The organism is Serratia liquefaciens ATCC 27592 (assembly GCF_000422085.1).
In the GTDB taxonomy this organism is placed as follows: Bacteria; Pseudomonadota; Gammaproteobacteria; order Enterobacterales; family Enterobacteriaceae; genus Serratia; species Serratia liquefaciens.
On the sequence record NC_021741.1, the window covers coordinates 3,679,528 to 3,698,001 of the forward strand.

At 58.4% G+C, this 18,474-nt stretch carries 12 protein-coding genes; 5 read left to right on the forward strand and 7 right to left on the reverse strand.

Annotation, left to right across the window (positions count from 1 at the left end; genetic code table 11):
* Positions 1–2: 2 nt before the first annotated feature.
* A complete protein-coding gene (locus tag M495_RS17285) occupies positions 3–1,211 on the reverse strand; it encodes an isochorismate synthase (protein ID WP_020827965.1) in 1,209 nt (402 codons plus the stop codon).
* 198 nt (positions 1,212–1,409) lie between these two features.
* On the opposite strand from M495_RS17285, the gene fepB reads away from it, so the two are divergent.
* Positions 1,410–2,369, forward strand: a complete 960-nt coding sequence (gene fepB / locus M495_RS17290) for a Fe2+-enterobactin ABC transporter substrate-binding protein (RefSeq protein WP_020827966.1) — start codon at positions 1,410–1,412, stop codon at positions 2,367–2,369.
* Here fepB and entS read toward each other — a convergent pair.
* A complete protein-coding gene (gene entS / locus M495_RS17295; protein ID WP_020827967.1) occupies positions 2,356–3,624 on the reverse strand; it encodes an enterobactin transporter EntS in 1,269 nt (422 codons plus the stop codon). The two genes, fepB and entS, sit on opposite strands and share 14 nt — an antisense overlap.
* A gap of 134 nt (positions 3,625–3,758) precedes the next feature.
* Here entS and fepD point away from each other — a divergent pair, with 134 nt between their 5' ends.
* From fepD to M495_RS17310, 3 genes are read left to right on the forward strand one after another with little or no spacing between them, the layout of a single operon-like run.
* Entirely contained in the window at positions 3,759–4,832 is a 1,074-nt protein-coding gene (fepD, locus tag M495_RS17300; RefSeq protein WP_041414799.1) for a Fe(3+)-siderophore ABC transporter permease, read from the forward strand.
* Positions 4,832–5,857, forward strand: coding sequence for an iron-enterobactin ABC transporter permease (gene fepG / locus M495_RS17305; protein WP_020827969.1), 1,026 nt, complete (start codon positions 4,832–4,834; stop codon positions 5,855–5,857). The genes fepD and fepG overlap by 1 nt, the downstream gene beginning before the upstream one ends.
* Positions 5,854–6,654: an ATP-binding cassette domain-containing protein gene (locus tag M495_RS17310; RefSeq protein ID WP_020827970.1), complete on the forward strand. Its 801-nt coding sequence runs from the start codon at positions 5,854–5,856 to the stop codon at positions 6,652–6,654. The genes fepG and M495_RS17310 overlap by 4 nt, the downstream gene beginning before the upstream one ends.
* Positions 6,655–6,731: 77 nt before the next feature.
* Here the strand turns inward: M495_RS17310 and M495_RS17315 are convergent, their stop codons facing one another.
* The 3 genes from M495_RS17315 to fes are packed head-to-tail and all read right to left on the reverse strand — an operon-like array spanning position 6,732 to position 12,260.
* On the reverse strand, positions 6,732–10,676 hold the full coding sequence (locus M495_RS17315; protein WP_020827971.1) for an enterobactin synthase subunit F: 3,945 nt from the start codon (positions 10,674–10,676) through the stop codon (positions 6,732–6,734).
* A gap of 32 nt (positions 10,677–10,708) precedes the next feature.
* Positions 10,709–10,915, reverse strand: a complete 207-nt coding sequence (locus M495_RS17320) for an MbtH family protein (protein ID WP_020827972.1) — start codon at positions 10,913–10,915, stop codon at positions 10,709–10,711.
* Complete coding sequence (gene fes, locus M495_RS17325; RefSeq protein WP_020827973.1) at positions 10,890–12,260, reverse strand: enterochelin esterase; 1,371 nt, start codon at positions 12,258–12,260, stop codon at positions 10,890–10,892. Before fes ends, M495_RS17320 begins: the two co-directional genes overlap by 26 nt.
* Before the next feature lie 319 nt (positions 12,261–12,579).
* Here fes and M495_RS17330 point away from each other — a divergent pair, with 319 nt between their 5' ends.
* Positions 12,580–14,859 carry a TonB-dependent siderophore receptor gene (locus M495_RS17330; RefSeq protein ID WP_020827974.1) on the forward strand — a complete coding sequence of 760 codons (2,280 nt, stop codon included), beginning with the start codon at positions 12,580–12,582 and terminating at the stop codon, positions 14,857–14,859.
* 181 nt (positions 14,860–15,040) lie between these two features.
* Here M495_RS17330 and M495_RS17335 read toward each other — a convergent pair whose 3' ends face one another.
* A complete protein-coding gene (locus M495_RS17335) occupies positions 15,041–16,636 on the reverse strand; it encodes an ABC transporter substrate-binding protein (RefSeq protein ID WP_041414800.1) in 1,596 nt (531 codons plus the stop codon).
* Between the two features lie 139 nt (positions 16,637–16,775).
* Positions 16,776–18,461 carry an acetolactate synthase AlsS gene (alsS, locus tag M495_RS17340; RefSeq protein WP_020827976.1) on the reverse strand — a complete coding sequence of 562 codons (1,686 nt, stop codon included), beginning with the start codon at positions 18,459–18,461 and terminating at the stop codon, positions 16,776–16,778.
* Between the last annotated feature and the right edge of the window lie 13 nt (positions 18,462–18,474).

Below are 18,474 nucleotides of genomic sequence, written 5' to 3' on the forward strand. Positions count from 1 at the left end.
GTCTATCCTTGGTTCAGGCCAAACGCCCGCGAAATGGTACTGAGTTTGGTGCCGGTTTCGTGCCATTCAGATTCCGGCGAAGAGTCTTGCACAATGCCGGCTCCGGCAAAGAGTCGCACCTGGTTGCCCTGCACCGTGCCACAGCGGATGGTCACTACCCACTCCCCGTTGCCTTCGGCATCACACCAGCCGACGATGCCGCCAAACAGGCCGCGATCAAAAGGCTCCAGTTGCTTGATCACCTGATGTGCCAGCGCCGTTGGCGTACCGCACAGCGCCGGTGTCGGATGCAGCAGGCAGGCCAACGACAACGCGTTTTCCGCCCGGCTGGCGGCCTCGCCGTCGATTGGCGTAGACAAGTGCCACAGCGTGGTGGTGCTCAATAATTCAGGCGAGGTGGGGATATTCAAATAACTGCAGCGATCGGCCAGCACCTGCCGCATACCTTCGGTAACAAACTGGTGCTCGTAGAGATCTTTCTCGGAAACCAACAGCTGTTGGCTGACTTCACGATCCCGCTGCGGGTCGGCGTCACGACGGGCGGAGCCTGCCAGCGGGTTGGAATAAAATTGTGCGCCGGATTTACGCAGCAGCAGTTCAGGGCTGGCGCCCAGCAATGCTCCTTGTTCCAACGGCACATGGAAATGGAAGCCATGTGGGTTTTGCGCGATGATACGCGCCATCAATGCCTGACTGTCTACCGGTTCGCGTGTTTCAATCTCCAGCAGGCGTGACAGCACCACTTTATCCAGTTGGTCACCACGGGTTGCTTCCACCGCATCTGCCACCATCTGCATGAAAGGCTGTTGTGCCGGCACTTCATTTTGGCTGATAATTTCCGGCAGGGCTTCCTGTGGTGAGGTTACGCCAGCCAAAAAGGCTTCGCGTTCAAACCACTGGGTGTGCTGGGGAATAAAAAGCGCAGAGGGTTGATGAGTATCGAACGGGATCGCGCCGCACAGGACCGGGTTTTTCACCCCCGCCAGTTTGGCTTCGGCAAAAGCATGCCGTACCGCCTGCTGGAACTCGCCGTTAAGCTGATCCCCGCCCTGGGCCGGCAGCGTGATTTTGGCGAAGCAGCCCTGGGTGCTCAGGCTACGGAAAGGAGAGGTAAAGAAAAAGCCGGAGGTCGGCGACACGCCTGCTTCGGACGACTCGCTCTCCTTGCTGTGCGGCTTCTTCTGCCCGGTACCCTTTACTGTCACGCTCATCGGTTCTCCCTTTCGTATCATGAACAATAACCTGTATAATAATGATTATCATTTGTATTGAATCGCGTTAAATTACCCTCGTGAATATGCTATGTCAATAAATGTAAACAGTTCTTCTATTCATTATCGTGCTATAAAACCAGCAGTTTTAATTATATAAATGATAAGTATTACTATTTAAATTCTAAGGAATGCTTTATGAAGAAGAACCTGTTCTTCGGCTTCGCACTGTTTGGCATGTTAGCCATGGGTGCAGCCCATGCCACAGAGGCCGGTTGGCCGCGTAAAATCGAAACTTCACACGGCGTAGTGACCCTGCAGCAGCCCCCTACCCGCATCGTTTCCACCAGCGTAACCGTCACCGGCACCCTGCTGGCGATTGATGCGCCAGTGATCGCCAGCGGCGCCACCACGCCCGGCAGCCGTCTCGCGGACTCACAAGGTTTCTTCCACCAATGGAGCGCTATCGCAACGCAGCGCGGCGTAAAGCGCCTGTACATTGGCGAACCCAACGCAGAAGCCATTGCCGGTGAAGCGCCCGACCTGATCATCATCTCCGCTACCGGTGCCGACTCCGCCGTACGCCTGTACGATCAGCTGTCCGCCATTGCCCCGGTGCTGGTGGTCAATTACGACGACAAAAGCTGGCAGGCGCTGGCGATAGAGCTGGGCCAGGCCACCGGGCACGAAGCCAAGGCGCAAAAAATCGTTGATGATTTCGATAGCCGCGAAAAGTCGCTCAAACAACGTATGACGCTGCCGGAACAACCGACCTCCGCTCTGGTCTTCAGCGCCGACGGCAAGTCAGCCAACCTGTGGACCGCCGAATCTTCCCAGGGGCAAATGCTCAAGCAGCTGGGTTTCACCCTGGCGGTTCCGTCTGACAAGCTGAACAACAGCCGCAGCATGGGTATGCGTAAGGACATCATTCAGCTCGCCGGGGAAAACCTGGCGGAAGGACTGAACGGCCAGACGCTGATGCTGTTTGCCAACAACGAAAGCGATGCGCAGCGGCTGATGGCCAATCCTTTCCTCGCTCACCTGCCGGCGGTGCAGCATAAGCGGGTTTATGCGCTGGGCAATGACACCTTCCGACTGGACTACTACAGCGCCAGCAACCTGCTGACGCTGTTGGAAAAACAGTTTATTTCTCAGTAGATCCCGCGGCGGGCTGGAGATCGCTTTCCTGCCCGCCAAGGCTCACCTGACGCAGACCTTTCATCGCGAACGCCAGCACTACACCCAGTACCGCCACGCCAAAACCGAAGCTGGTTGAAGTCATGGCCGGCAACATAAACGCCCCCATCGCCCCCAGCAGCAGGGCACCCAACGCGTCCCCCACCACGTTTTGCGCCGTCCACAGGCCATTAATGCGCCCCAGGAAAGCATCCGGCGTCAGGTTCTGAATCAGCCCGTACTGCAGTAATGAGTTCAATGCGCTCAGGTAGCCAAACACCACCAGGAAGAACAGTGCCAGACCGTACCAGGGCATCAGGCCGAACAGGCCGATAGCGACAAACGCGCCAATCGCCGTCATCAGCATCATCCAGCCCGGCCGCGCCACGTGCGCCACCCGGCCACTGGTAAAGGCGCCAATTGCCGCGCCCAGCGGCACGGCGGAATACATAAAGCCCAGCTGCGCCGCACTGACCTGCCACATGCCGGACATCGCCGGGTACAGCACTCGCACCGCGCTGGCCATGGTCAGCAACGCGCCGATCAGCGCCACCATGCCAATCACCCGGTTACGAAACAGGAAGCCAAATCCGCCGGCCAGTGCGCGCAGCGGATGCTCACGCGGCTGAGGGGGTGGCAACAGCTGTGGCAGCTGCAATAAAGGGATCAACGTCAGCAAGGTGCCGAAGGCCGCCAAAGCGTAGTTCCAGGTCACGCCGGCGTTGGCAATCACCAACCCGCCGATCGCCGGGGAAAGAATGGAGCCAAAACGCACCGTCAGCATGCTGATGGCACCGGCCTGAACGATATTTTCACGCCCAACCAGCGCAGGCGTCGCCGCCAGCAACGCCGTCACGCCTACCGCCCCGAAGAACCCGTCCCAAACCGCCAGCAGATAAATCAGCGTTAATGACGGCGCAGGTAAAGCGGCATTTAAACAAAGACCGATAAACCCAATACCACAGGTGGAACGGGCAAAGAGGATCAGACGGCGGCGCTCGTAGCGGTCAGCCAGTACGCCCCCCATCAGCAAACCGGCAAACATGCCGCTGCCGGCCAGCGTCACGGACAACCCGACCAGCAGCGTCGACCCGGTCAGGGCCTGGATCTGCACCGGGATGGCAATGGCCATCAGCCCGAGCGCCAGAATGGAAATAAAACGCGCGCAGAACACAGCGCGAAAGGCGCTATTGGTCTTAAGCAGGCCAAAATCAAGCAAAATAGAGGGCTTACTCATTAGCTTTCTCACCACAACTAAAGAAAAGGGGCAGCGTCTGTGCTGCAATAGCGAAGGGACTCATGGTACCATAGATGAAAACAATCAATAATGATAATAAATATCATTCATATTCAATCAAATAATGGATTGTTATGTTACGGATTACACGCAATTGCACACCGTCCATTCCGCTGTCCAGGGACCATCTTGCGGGTGGCACTCCCCGCTCATTTCGTCGCAAGCTGCTTGGCTTGCTGATTGCCGTTTGCGCCCTGTTGGTCGTCATGCTGCTCAGCCTGTCGCTCGGTGCCAAATCTATCCCCTTCGACACGGTTATCCAGGCGCTCAACGGCCAATGTAGCGGCGCCGACTGCACCATCATTACCAACGCCAGGCTGCCGCGCACGCTGATCGGCGTGCTGGCGGGTATCGCCCTGGGCCTGTCCGGCGTGCTGATGCAAACCCTCACCCGCAATCCGCTGGCCGACCCTGGCATTCTCGGCGTTAACGCCGGCGCGGGGTTTGCCGTGGTATTGGGCATCACTTTCTTTGGTGCCGCCCACGTCGGCGAATATCTGTGGTTCGCCTTTGCCGGCGCGATGTTTGCCGCCCTGCTGGTGGCTCTGATCGGCGCATTGGGAGGCAGCAGCCTGAACCCGGTTCGCCTGACGCTGGCCGGCGTTGCGCTGGCGGCGGTGCTGGAAGGCATGACCTCCGGCATTTCCCTGTTGAACCCGCTGGTCTTCGATCAGCTGCGTTTTTGGCAGGCCGGTTCGCTGGATATTCAAAATATGCAGGTGGTGCGCACCGTTGCCCTGCCGATCCTGCTGGGCACAGCAATCACGCTGTGGATGAGCAAATCGCTGAACAGCCTGAGTATGGGCAATGAGTTAGCCACCGCGCTGGGCACCGGCATCGTCCGCACCCAGTTGCTGGGGTTGCTGGCGATCACATTGCTGTGCGGTGGCGCCACCGCCGCCGTTGGTCCGATAGCCTTTGTCGGGCTGATGATGCCGCACATTGCCCGGCGACTGGCTGGCTCCGAGTTGCACTGGATGCTGCCGTGGACCTTGGTATTGACCCCTATCCTGCTGCTGAGCGCCGATCTGATCGGCCGCTTCCTGGTCGCCGGTGAACTGCGCGTTTCCATCGTCACCGCGCTTATTGGCGCACCGCTGCTGATCATGCTGGTGCGTCAACGCCATATGTTCAGGAGGCAGCGCTAATGTCGATGTCCGCAGCCCGCCTGATGGCCAACCACAAAATGCGCGCCTTGTCGCGCCCGGCGCTAACCGCGCTGCTGCTGTTGCTTGCCGCCCTGGCACTGGCGATTTATGCCCTGGGTTCCGGCGCTTTGTCGCTCAGCGCTCTGCAGGTGATCGACGCCTTACGCGGTGAAGGCCCGGCCAACCTGGCGGTGATCGTTACCCAGTGGCGTTTGCCTCGCGTGATAATGGCGCTGTTGTTGGGTGCCGCGCTCGGTATCAGCGGCGCCATCTTCCAATCGCTGCTGCGTAACCCGCTCGGCAGCCCGGACGTCATCGGTTTTAATACCGGCGCTTACAGCGGCGTACTGGTGGCAATAGTGCTGTTTAACGGCGGTATTCTCGGCATCACCTCCGGGGCACTGGCCGGTGGCTTGCTGACCGCCGCGCTGATTTATCTGCTGGCATGGCGCAACGGCGTCGAGTCATTCCGTTTGATTATCGTCGGTATTGCCGTTCGCGCCCTGCTGGTGGCCGGCAATACCTGGCTGATCATCAGCGCTTCGCTGGAATCCGCCATGACCGCCGGACTGTGGAGCGCCGGTTCGCTCAACGGCGTGACCTGGGCGAAAAGTTTGCCGGTGCTGGCGGTGATTGCGCTGTGCTGCCTGTTGCTGTTGATGCTGGCCCGCCGCATGCGGCTGCTGGAGATGGGCGATGACACCGCCTGCGCACTCGGTGTACCGGTGGAGCGCTCACGCGTGCTGCTGTTATTGGTCGGCGTTACCCTGACTGCCGCCGCCACCGCCGTCGCCGGGCCAATCTCCTTTATTGCGTTGGTGGCCCCCCAGATTGCGCGACGCCTGTGCGCCAACCGCAGCGTCCTGTTGCTGACAGCCCTGACGGGTGCCCTGTTGCTGCTGCTCGCCGATGTCGCGGCGCAACGCCTGTTTATGCCTTATCAGTTGCCGGTCGGGGTATTGACCGTCAGCCTGGGCGGCATTTATCTGATTTGGCTATTAATCCGTGAGTCACGAAAAAAATGAATGCTGAACTCTTACAGCCCGCGCCGTTACGCGCCGAAAATCTGACGCTCGGCTATGACAAAAAAATCGTCGCACGCGACCTTTCCGTTTCTATTCCGCACGGTGAACTGACGGTCATTATCGGGCCGAATGCCTGCGGTAAATCGACCTTGCTGCGCACTCTTAGCCGCCTGATGCAGCCGCAGGCCGGTGCCATCTGGCTCAACGGCAAACACATTAGCGACTATGCCACCAAAGAGGTGGCTCGCCAGTTGGGGTTGTTGCCACAAAGCTCGACCGCACCGGGTGACATTACCGTGTTTGATCTGGTGGCACGCGGTCGCTATCCGCATCAGCGCCTCTTCAGCCGCTGGCGTGAAGAAGACCAGCAAGCGGTCGAACAGGCCATGCGCTCCACCGGCGTGTTTGAACTGGCTGAACAGCCGGTTGATACGCTTTCCGGCGGACAACGTCAGCGGGTCTGGATTGCCATGGTATTGGCGCAGCAAACGCCGTTGCTGCTGTTGGATGAGCCGACCACCTGGCTGGATATCAGCCATCAGATCGACTTGCTGGAACTGATGCGCCAGTTAAACCGTGAAAATGGCCATACGCTGGTGGTGGTGCTTCACGATCTCAACCATGCCTGCCGTTACGCCACGCATCTGATTGCCATGCGCGACGGTAAAGTGGTCGCCGAGGGTGCACCGAAGGATATTGTGACGCCGGAATTGATCGAAAAGGTCTACGGTCTGCGCTGCATGATCATTGACGATCCCGTCTCGCACACGCCGTTGGTGGTACCGCTAGGTAAGTAATCGAGATTGTAGGGGCCCAGCATGCTGGGCCCGCGTTAATCGGGACGAATGTATTCGTCCCCTACCATCACTGGGTATTATAAAGCGCGAAGTATGCGGTTCAACAACGGTCCTAATACCTTGAACGACGTTGGTGAAACGATATCCACGTGCGCGCAGTCCAGTTCATGAACCTGTAGCGCGTCCACATATTGCGACCAGGTCTGCTGAACATCCATCCCCTCCTGCAACGTCTGGCGCGCGACAAACAGCGTCGCCTGTCCTTTGAAGTTCGCCGTATGGGTGGCTGAAAGCAGACGAACCGAATCGGCATAGTTGGCTTCGATATTATCGAACATGGCTACGCGGGTTTCGCCCAATGCCGGATCCAGCGCATCTTCAGACACCGCCAGGAACTGCTGACGTTCGCGCTGAACTTCTTTCAACACGTTGTCATCCAACATCACGTCCCAGTTTTGCGTTTCCGGCGGATAGGTATCCAGCAGCCCAAGGAAAGCCACTTCTTCACCCTTTGCTTGTAAGCGCGCGGCAATGCCTTGTGCCAGAGTGCCGCCCAGCGAGTAACCGATAAAGTGATACGGGCCGTGCGGTTGCACTTGCAACACCGTCTCCAGATGCGCGTCGCATACCTGGTCCATATTTTCGCTCAGCGCCAACGGGCCATCCGGCCGTGGTGACTGAATACCCACCAGCGACCAGTGCTGATCGATATAGCGCGGCAACACGCTGAACTGCCATGAGAAGCCGGATGCCGGATGCAGGCAGAACAGCGTTGGTCCTTCGGTGGTGCGCAGCGGCAGAACGCGGTCAAAACCGGTTTTGTCAGCTTCTTCCTGGGTGCGTTCTTCGGCCAACAGCTGCGCCAGCTGTTCCACGCGGGAAGCCACCATCACCTGGCCTACCGACACCGCCTTGCCCAGTTCACGCCGCAGCTCCGCCGCCAAACGCATCGCCAACAGCGAGTGCCCGCCGAGGGCAAAGAAGTCATCGTCGGCAAACACGGTTTCGCGTTGCAGCAGGCGGGCGAACACCGCAGCGATCGCCGTCTCCAGCCCCGCTTGCGGCTCACGCCCTGCGGCGCGGGCAGCGCCCTGCGGTTGCGGCAACGCTTTACGATCCAGCTTGCCATTGGCACTCAGCGGCAGAGTATCCATCTCGACCAGCGCCACCGGCACCATATGCGGCGGCAGGCGATCGGCCAACGCTGCGCGGAGCGCGTCAAGATCAAGGCGCACGCTGGGCTGCGCCACCAGATAGCCCACCAGCTGGCGGGCATCGCCACCGCCAGGATCGGTTGGCGTATTTTCCAGCACCAGCGCGTGAGTCACCGCCTGTTTAATCCCCGGCAGCGACAGCAAAGCATGATCGATTTCACTCAACTCAATACGTTGCCCACGTATTTTTAACTGATCGTCACTGCGGCCAAGGTATTCCACCTCGCCTCCCGGCAGCCAACGGGCGACGTCACCCGTGCGATACATCCGCCCGCCATCGCCGTCAGGATCGGCTACAAAGCGGCTGGCGGTCAGTTCCGGTCGTCCCAGATAGCCGTGCGCCAGTTGCACACCGGTAAGGTACAAATCACCGGCGACGCCCGGCGGCACTGGCCGCAGGCGCGTATCGAGGATGCGTAAACCGGTGTTCCAAACCGGTAAACCAATCGGCACATTGGCGCCAGTGACGGCAGCCAAGGCTTCGCCCCAGGCCGGATGCCAGCTGACGTCCACCGCCGCTTCGGTCGGCCCGTACAGGTTATGCAACGGCACCGCAGTGCGGCTTTGCCACAGGCGGCACAGTTCCGCTGGTAAGGCTTCACCACTGCAAAATACCTGACGTAACGGCGCACAACACGCCACCGCCTGCGGGCTATCCAACGCGCTGACGAAGGCCGCCAGCATCGAAGGGACAAAGTGCATGGTGGTGACACGATGTTGATCAATCAGCTGGAGCAGCTGTTCCGGATCGCGGTGCGCTTCAGGCGGAGCCATCACTAACTGGGCCCCCACTATCAGCGGCCAGAAGAATTCCCATACCGAAACGTCAAAACTGCAAGGCGTTTTCTGCAGCACCACATCGCCTGCCGCCATAGGATACTGATGTTGCATCCACAGCAACCGGTTGACGATCGCCTGATGCCCCACCAACACGCCTTTCGGTCGCCCGGTCGAGCCGGAGGTAAAGATAATGTAGGCCGGGTGATGCGGCGTCGGTCCATTGAGCGTGACGTTGGCTGCGCTGTCTATCGACAACGGCGCGTCATACAGCAAGATCTCACCCTTGCCGGCAAAACGTGCCTGCTGGGTCGGTTCGGTGATAATCAGGCGCGGCGCAGCGTCCTCCAGCATCATGCCAAGACGCTCGTCAGGATAACCGGTATCCAGCGGCAAATAGGCCGCCCCGGCTTCGACGATGGCCATTAACGCCAGAGACAAAAAGACCGAGCGCGGTAAGGCGACGGCGACGATATCACCCGGTTGTACGCCCTGCTCCGTCAACTGACGCGCCAGCGCGGCAACCTGTTCACGAGTTTCGCGATAGGTAAATTGGTACTGCGCATCGGCCAGCGCCGGGGCGTCAGGGGTTTTCTGCGCCTGCTCCGCCAGCAGCCCGCTGAGGGTTTGCGCCTTCACCGGATGTGCCGTGTCATTAACCCGGGCCAACAGTTGGCGGTCTTGCTCGGTGAGCAAATCGGCATCGCCAATCGGCATCTGAGGCTGTGCGGCAAACTGACGCAACAACAGAGGCAGGCGTTGCAGATGCGCCGCCAGCTCATCACGCTGATAACGTTCGGCATTAGCCAACAGATCGACCTTCAGCGTACCGGCCTCGTCGAGGTACAACGCAATCTCCAGATCACGGACCGGCCCGGAGGCCAGCTCATGGGTGATGCCTTCGATACCGCCGAAGTCCAACTGGAAATCGAACATCTTAAAGTTGAATACCGTGCCGTACAGCGGTTGGGCATCGCCAATTCGCCCCAGATCGCGCTGCACCTGCTCCGCCTCGTAGCGCTGATGGCGGCGTACGATTTTTAACTCACGACCAATATTACCGGCGACCTCGCTCAGCGTAGCCTGAGGGTCGAGGTGCATTTCGATCGGCAAGACGTTAATCACCGGTCCGTTGGCACAGAGCGCGGCCGAACCGGTACGGCGCATAAAGATAAAACCGGCGCTGAAGCTGGCATGTCCGCTCAGGCGTGAAACCCACAGCGCAACCAGCGCCAGTGCCATATCTGCCACGCTGAACTGCTGCTGACCGGCGTTCACCAACTGCGTGAAATCTTGTCGGTCGCACAGCTGTGACAAGCGGTGAATACGGGTGGTTGGCGTCTGCCCGGCCAACGGTTGCGGGCAAAGGGTGGCAGGCGTCGGCAATTGCTGCGCCTTGTTCAACCAGAAGGCAGCGTCGCGCTGAGAGGTGGACGATTGCGCATAACGCTGATATTCCTCGACCACTTCGCTGAATGCGCTGAAGGGCGTCGGATCCGGCCGTTCATTGTGCAACGTCCGGGTGTAAATATGGGCGATTCTGCGGGCAATGGCGGTAAAACTGAAGCCATCTACCAGAATATGATGATAACGCTGATACCAAAACCAGCGCTGTTCCGACAGGCGGATCAGCATATGACGATATAACGCATTGCCGCTACCGATGCGCAAATCACCGGACATATCCAACTGCATGAGGGCACGCGCCGCTGCAGCGGCATCGGGGGATTCGCTGAGATCGATGTATTCTACCGGCAGGATCGCCAGCTCGGGGTCATGCCACTGCATCGGCACCCCGTCACGCTCTTCAAAGCGGAACTGCAGGGTATCTACTTCCGACAGCCCCTGCTCAATCGCACGCAACAGGCACGCCTGATCCAACGGGCCATTCAGCTCAATATAGTGGGAAACCGCATAGGCGTTGGCATGCGGTGAAATCTGATCGGCAACCCAGATCCCGGGTTGCGCGGCAACCAACGGCAGTTCAGTGGCGAACGGCCGTTCGGTCGGTAATAAATTCCGGTCTGACAAGGTACTGACTCCTGTTATCGGTATTGGCGCCATCACGCCTTACGCAGCGAGGCGGGCCGCATATCCTGCCAATGCTGTTCCAGCCAAATCACGCACAGCGGACGCGCCGCCGGGCCAAACACCGGCGTCCACCCCGCCGGCACTGCGCTAAAGTCTGGCCACAGGCTGTATTGCAATTCATCATTCTGCACAATCAGGCAGCTTTGTTGCTCGTCATCGAACGGGTTCAGAGTTTCCATCGCGGACTCCTTGGGCAGTGAAGGTTAGCTTGATCGAAGGGGCAGAAGATTGGTCAGCCCACAGTGCCTGCAGACCGTCTATCAGGCCGCCACGCCAGCACAAATGATCGTGTCCCCCGGCCACCACCCGGTATTGCACCCGGTGACCGGCATCACGCAGCAAGTCCGCCATCCGATCGTTGACCCGGCGCGCCACTTTTTCATGCACGCCGGCTTCCATAAACACTTTCAGCTTGCCTTTGCCAACGCCCTGCTCAACCTGATGCAGTAACCAACCGGCATCGGCCGGAATTTCCGCAAGCTGATACATGTCGCGACGTGGCCACCAGAAAGAGCTGGACTGGCAAATCACCCCGCCGAAGCTCTGCGGCCAGTGCAGCCCGGCATACAGCGATGACAAGCCGCCAAAACTTTGTCCGCACACCAGAGTACGGGCAGGATCGCGCTGGTACGGCGCCCATTCGGCGACCTGCGGCAGCAATTCTTCTTGTACCGCCAGCCAGAAATCTGCATTGCAGGCCAGCTCCTGGGAGCGGTGTTTGAGATCGATAATGTCAATCAGCAGATAAACCGCTTCCGGCAGCTTGCCCTCGCGGGTCAACTGCATCAGCGGATCCCAGACCGGCATGTTGCTCGCCCAGAATTGACCGTCCAGCAATATCGCCAGCGGACGTTGTGTTGGATCGCCTTCGCCGGTGGTATAAACCCAGACGTTACGGGTATTGCCCAGACGCTCGCTGTGCCAGCTGTGGCGCTGCAGTTTCGCCGGGGGAGCTGGAGTACAACGCCCGCTGGCGACCGCATAGCGATCGAAATCCTGCCAGGCCGGTTGCGGCAGCGCTTCCGGCATATGCAGACCTGACAATACATGGCCGCCGACACCAGCCCAGGAACGATGGGGATTCAGCAGGTCCTGGGTCGCACCGGCAAACACCTGATGCCACCAATGGCGGACCGAATGCATATTAACGTGCGAATCCTCATCACTGGGGGCCAGTGGCCGGTCGTCCATACAGGGGATAAAGCAGTAGCTGCCGCGCCAGTCGGCGCTGAGCTCGGTCTGCCAGTACCAAACGTCGGTCCCTTCCAGCCGTTGCAGGCTCTGCGGCGGCGACGACTGATGATGGTCGGTCAGACAATTGATGTGGATCCAGACGCGTCGATAGGCGGAAGTGAGTTCACATCCCTGGGGGTCACGCCATAAAAAGGTGACCTTCCCGCGTCCATCCCCTTGCAGCTCCACCAGCGGCGTGCCGCGTTTGGCGATATTCAGCCACCATCCATGGCGCCCGGCGTGCTTGCTTGATAATAATCTGCTGCTTTCTGACTCGGATTTTGTTTTCAAACGCCTATTCACTATTTAGCTGGCAGCTTCAGGAAAGCCGGTAATTTCGCGGCGCGAGGCGCTGCCCAAGAAAACGGTAAGTCGAATACTATTGATAATTATTTGCGTTTGCAATAGTGTGTGTAGGCTCGTAAACAGGGCAGGTATTCTTCAACAGGGACGGATGCCGAATTTAAGCGCTGAATCCAATGTCGTGGCCGCTGCGTCTTGGCCGATTGGGTTTCTCTTTCCGAAAACAAAAAACTACAACCGCCCTTCTCATAGCCGGAGAGCTACTGCTTCGGTGCCCGGAGAAAGGCAGCAAGGTAGGAACTCTCAGATGAACAGCAAATTATCACGTTATTCCTTAGCCACACTCATCGGGTTAGGGTTAGGCGCGTCCGCTTTTGCACACGCCGCACAGCAAACTGACACCAGCCCAGAAACAGACAAGGTCGCCAAAAGTAAAAAAGAAGCCGCCGAGGACACTATTGTTGTCACTGCCGCCAAGCAAAACTTGCAGGCACCTGGGGTTTCTACCATTACCGCCGACGAAATCAAAAAGCGCCCACCTGCCCGTGATATCAGCGAGCTGATCCGCACCATGCCCGGCGTTAACCTGACCGGTAACTCCACCAGCGGCCAGCGCGGCAACAACCGCCAGATCGATATCCGCGGCATGGGCCCGGAAAATACCCTGATCCTGATTGACGGCAAACCGGCCAGCAGCCGCAACTCGGTGCGTCAGGGCTGGCGCGGTGAGCGTGATACCCGCGGCGATACCGCCTGGGTCCCGCCGGAAATGATTGAACGTATCGAAGTGCTGCGCGGCCCCGCGGCAGCCCGTTACGGTAACGGCGCCGCCGGCGGCGTGGTCAACATCATCACCAAGAAGAACACCAAAGAGCTGCACGGCTCGCTGAACACCTATTTCAACGTGCCGGAGCACAAGCAGGAAGGCTCCACCAAGCGTACCGACTTCAGCCTGTCCGGCCCGCTGACCGACCAGTTGAGCTTCCGCCTGTTCGGGGGTTACAGCAAAACTCAGGCCGATGCCTGGGACATTAACGAATCGCATAAATCCGAGCGAGTGGGTGCCTACGCCAGCAGCATTCCTTCCGGCCGTGAAGGGGTGGTAGATAAAAATATCGACGCCTTGCTGCACTGGGACTTCGCGCACCTGCAGTCGCTGGAGTTTGAGTATTCCTATGGCCGTCAGGGCAACCTGTACGCCGGTGACACTCAGAACACCAACACCAATGCGCTGGTACAGAGCAACTACGGCAAAGAAACCAACCGTATCTATCGCGAGACCTTCGGCCTTAACCACCGCGGTGCCTGGGACAATGGCGTCAGCACCAATAACTACGTTCAGTTCGAGCGCACCCGCAATACCCGCCTGAACGAAGGGTTGGCCGGCGGTACCGAAGGTATCTTCGACGCTAAAAACGAAGGCTTCGGCACCACCAAGCTGGACGATTTCCTGGCGCACAGCGAAGTCAGCGTGCCATTTGAACTGGGCGTGACGCAAACCGCCACCCTGGGTACCGAATGGAACCAGCAACGCATGAAGGACGGTTCATCCACCAGCCAAACGATGATGGGGGGCACCATTCCCGGTCAAGGTAGCGGTACTCGTAGCCCTTACGCATCCGCCCATATCTTCTCGCTGTTTGCCGAAGACAACATGGAGCTGACCGACAGCACCATGCTGACGCCGGGCCTGCGTTACGATCTGCACTCCGAAGCCGGTAACAACTGGAGCCCGTCGCTGAACCTGTCACAGGAACTGGGCGACAACTTCACCCTGAAAATGGGCATCGCCCGCGCCTACAAAGCGCCTAACCTGTACCAGACCAACCAGAACTATTTGCTGTACAGCAAAGGTCAGGGGTGTTCGTCCAGCGATGTCAAAAATGGCTGCTATCTGCTGGGTAACGACGACCTGAAGGCGGAAACCAGCGTCAATAAAGAAGTCGGGTTGGAATTCCACAATGAAGGCTGGCTGGCCGGCGTGACTTATTTCCGCAACGATTACCACAATAAAATCGAAGCGGGCAATAGCCGTATCGGTACCAGCAGCACCGGCACAGCCGTGTACCAATGGGAAAACGTGCCGAAAGCGGTAGTCCAGGGCCTGGAAGGCACGTTGAACGTGCCGGTCAGCGAGACCGTCTCCTGGAGCAACAACGCCACCTATATGATCGAGAACAAGAACAAGAGCACCGGCGACTACCTGTCGGTGATCCCCAAGTTCACCATCAACTCGACGCTGAGCTGGCAGGCGACCCAGGATCTGTCGATGCAATCGACCCTGACCTGGTACGGCCGTCAGAAACCGAAGAAGTACAACTACCAGGGTAAACCGGTCAGCGGTACTGAAACCAAGGAAGTCAGCCCTTACGCCGTGGTAGGTGCCAGCGCGACCTATGATGTGACCAAAAACATCAGCCTGACGGCGGGTATCGACAACCTGTTCGACAAACGTCAGTTCCGCGAAGGTAACTCGCAGAACGTGGGTGACCCAACCACCGGTGCCATTAACATTGCCGGTGCAGGTGCCGCCACCTACAACGAACCGGGCCGTACTTACTATATGAGCGTGAATACCCATTTCTAAACGGCCAACTTAATCAAGACTGCTAACCCCCACTAAGGGGCTAAACCGGTAGGGGTCGAACATGTTCGACCCGATTAAATCCAGTGTTTATGCAACTGGGCGCTGCATGCAGCGCCCCTACCATAAAAAAGCAGAGCCGATTGCCAACGACCTAAGGGGCTGCCATGCAGCCCCTTTTTTATTATTTCTCCAGCGAAACCTGTTTGAAGATGTGTTTGCCGAAGGGATCGATCTCGTAGCCTTTCACCTCTTTGCGCACCGGTTCAAAAATGGTCGAATGGGCAATCATCAACGCCGGCATCTGATCATGCATCATCACCTGTGCCTGTTCATACATTGCCACCCGCTTGGTGTGATCGTTTTCCTCACGCGCTTGCGAAATCAACTTGTCGAACGGCGGATAGCACCACTTGGCCGAGTTCGAACCGCCGTTGGCCGACACGCAGGTAAACAACGGGCCAAAGAAGTTATCCGGATCGCCATTGGCCGTAGTCCAGCCCATCAATGCCGTTTGATGCTCGCCATTTTTTATCCGCTGCAGATATTCGCCCCACTCGAAGGTGACAATTTTGGCCTTCACGCCAATCTTCGCCCAGTCGGACTGGATCATCTCCGCCATGCGCTTGGCATTCGGGTTGTAGGGCCGCTGTACCGGCATCGCCCACAGATCTATCGCAAAGCCCTGCCCCAGCCCTGCCTCTTGCAGTAACTTTTTGGCTTTCTCCGGGGAATACGGGTAATCCTCAATCTTGTCATTGCTGCCCCACTGGGTCGGCGGCAACAGGTTCTTCGCCGGCTGGCCCGCGCCGTGGAACACCGCTTCGAGGATCGCCGGTTTGTTCACCGCCAGCGCCAGCGCCTGCCGCACCTTGACGTTATCCAGCGGTTTTTTCTGGGTATTGAACGCCAGGAAACCGATATTCAGACCGGACTTCTCCATGACCTGGATATTGGGATCCTGACGCATGCGTGTCAGATCCGCCGGGTTAGGAAACGGCATGACCTGGCACTCATTTTTTTGCAGCTTGGCATAACGCACCGCCGCATCAGGGGTAATTGAGAACACCAGGCGGTCTACCTTGGGTTTGCCTTCCCAATAGTGGTCGAACGCCTTATAGAGGATCTTCGCATCCTTCTGGTACTGCACCAACTGGAAGGGACCGGTGCCGATCGGGTCGTTGTCCACCCGCTGTGGGGTACCGGCCTTTAGCATCGCATCGGCATATTCGGCGGAGAGAATGGTGGCGAAATACATGCCGAGATCGGCCACGAATGGCGCTTCGGCACGTGAAAGTTCAAAGCGCACGGTGTTATCGTCCACTTTGACAATGTTGTTGATCAACGTGCCGAACTCCATCGACTCAAAGTTGGTGTAAGCGCCGTTGGAAACCTTGTGATAAGGGTTATTGGCGTCTTTTTGCCGCATGAAGGAGAAGATGACGTCGTCGGCGTTGAAATCGCGGGTGGGGGTAAAGTATTTATTGTTCTGGAATTTCACCCCCTTGCGCAGGTGAAAAGTGTAATTTTTGCCGTCTTCGCTCACCTGCCAGCTTTCGGCCAGGCTGGGCTGCAGCTCAACGGTGCCGGTTTTGAAGTCCACCAATCGGTTGTAGATCGTCGCCGAACTGGCGTCCACCGTCGGGCCCGAGGTAAACAGCTGCGGGTTAAACCCTTCCGGAGAGCTTTCGGAACAATAAACCAGCGTACTGGCGCGCGCACCGCCCATCACTGCCAAAGCCAATAATCCCAGCGTCATTGTGAGTGTTTTTGTTTTCATCCTGCCATCCCCGGTATAGAAAATAGACTCGATGGATACCAATAAATCATGAAGTTAGGGATGTAAAGAACAAATTTTAGGCATAAAAAACGGGGAGCGCCGCGTACGGCATTCCCCGTGGTTTTTACGCCTGATGAAATTAAATCATCTGGCTGAAGTTCATCTGCGCCATCAACTTGTAGTTGTCGGCGTAATCGACCGGAATGGCCACCACGACCGGCCCCTGGATTTCCATCGCCTTGCGTAACATGGGCCGCAGGTCATCCACCGACTGCACCGCAAACCCGACCGCCCCACACGCCTCGGCATAGGCTTTAAAATCGATAGGGCCGAATTCCACCCCGGATTTGCGGCGGTATTTGTTCACCTCCTGCATTTCCACCATGTTGTAGGCGTTATCCACCCAAATTACGTGCACGATGTTATTTTTCAGCCGCACGGCGGTTTCCAGTTCCATGCTCGACTGCATAAAACCGCCGTCGCCGGAAATCGACACCACTTTGTCGCCCGGCCGCACCAGCGCCGCGCCGATGGCCCACGGCAGCGCCACCCCCATGGTCTGCTGGCCGTTGGAAATCAGCAGTTGGCGCGCACGGAAGCTGTAAAGGTAACGCGCAATCCAAATGTGGAAACTGCCCATGTCCACACACAACGTCACGTCGTCGCTGACAATATCCTGCAGCTCTTTGACGATACGCAGCGGGTGGATTGGCATACCGCCGCGCCGTGCGGCACGTTCCGCCAGTTCGGTACGCTGGCGACCAAGATCGCTGAGGATCGATTCCACTTCAGCCGGCACGCTCACCACGCTGTTAAAGGCTTCGGTCATCATGTCGAGCGTGGCGCTGATATTGCCCACCAGCTCGACGTCCGGACGATAGCAGGTATCGATGTCCGCCGGCAGCACGTCGATATGCACCAGTTTCAATCGCCCCTGGCTGTTCCACATGCAGGGATCGTATTCGATCGGGCCATAGCCGACGCTGACCACCAAATCGGCTTTCTGCAGCAGCTGGTCGGCCGGTTGGTTGTTGAACAAGCCGACGCGGCCGGCAAAGCGTGCAAAGTGATTAACGTCGATCACCCCTGCCGCCTGGTAGGTCCCCACTACCGGCATATGGGTGCGATGCAGCAGTTGGCGCACCGCCTCGCTGTTTTCCGGGCGGCTGGCTTGCAGCCCCAGCAACAACACCGGGCACTTCGCCTGTTGGATCAGCTTAACTGCGGCGCGAATATCCTCGGCAGCGGCGGCCCCCATTCGCGGCAACCGACACCCCGCCAGCACCGGGGCGCTGACTGGCTCATTGACGATGTCCATCGGCAGGCTGACAAAAGACGCCCCCGGACGGCCGAATTCGGCGTGGCGGAAAGCGTTGGCAATCACTTCAGAAATCGCCGAACCGGCATGCACTTCGGCACAATACTTGGTCACCGGCCGAAACATACTGACGGTATCCATGCTCTGGTGGGTCTGTTTGAGGTTGTCGGCACGCTTCACCGCCCCGCCGAACGCCACGACCGCATCCCCTTCCGAGGTGGCGGTCGCCAACCCGGTGATCAAATTGGAACTGCCCGGCCCGGAGGTCACCAACGCCACCCCGGCCTTGCCGGTCAAACGCCCCACCGCCGCCGCCATAAACGCCGCGTTGGCCTCGTGGCGCACCACCACCGTTTCTATCGACGGCGCGTCTTCCAGCGAATCGAATACCCGGTCAATCTTGGCGCCCGGAATACCGAATACGTGTTTAACCCCCTGCGCCTCCAGATTTTTCACCACCAAATCTGCGCCACATGCCCAGTTATTGTCTGTTTTTGCCTTGTTCATGGAATACCTCCTG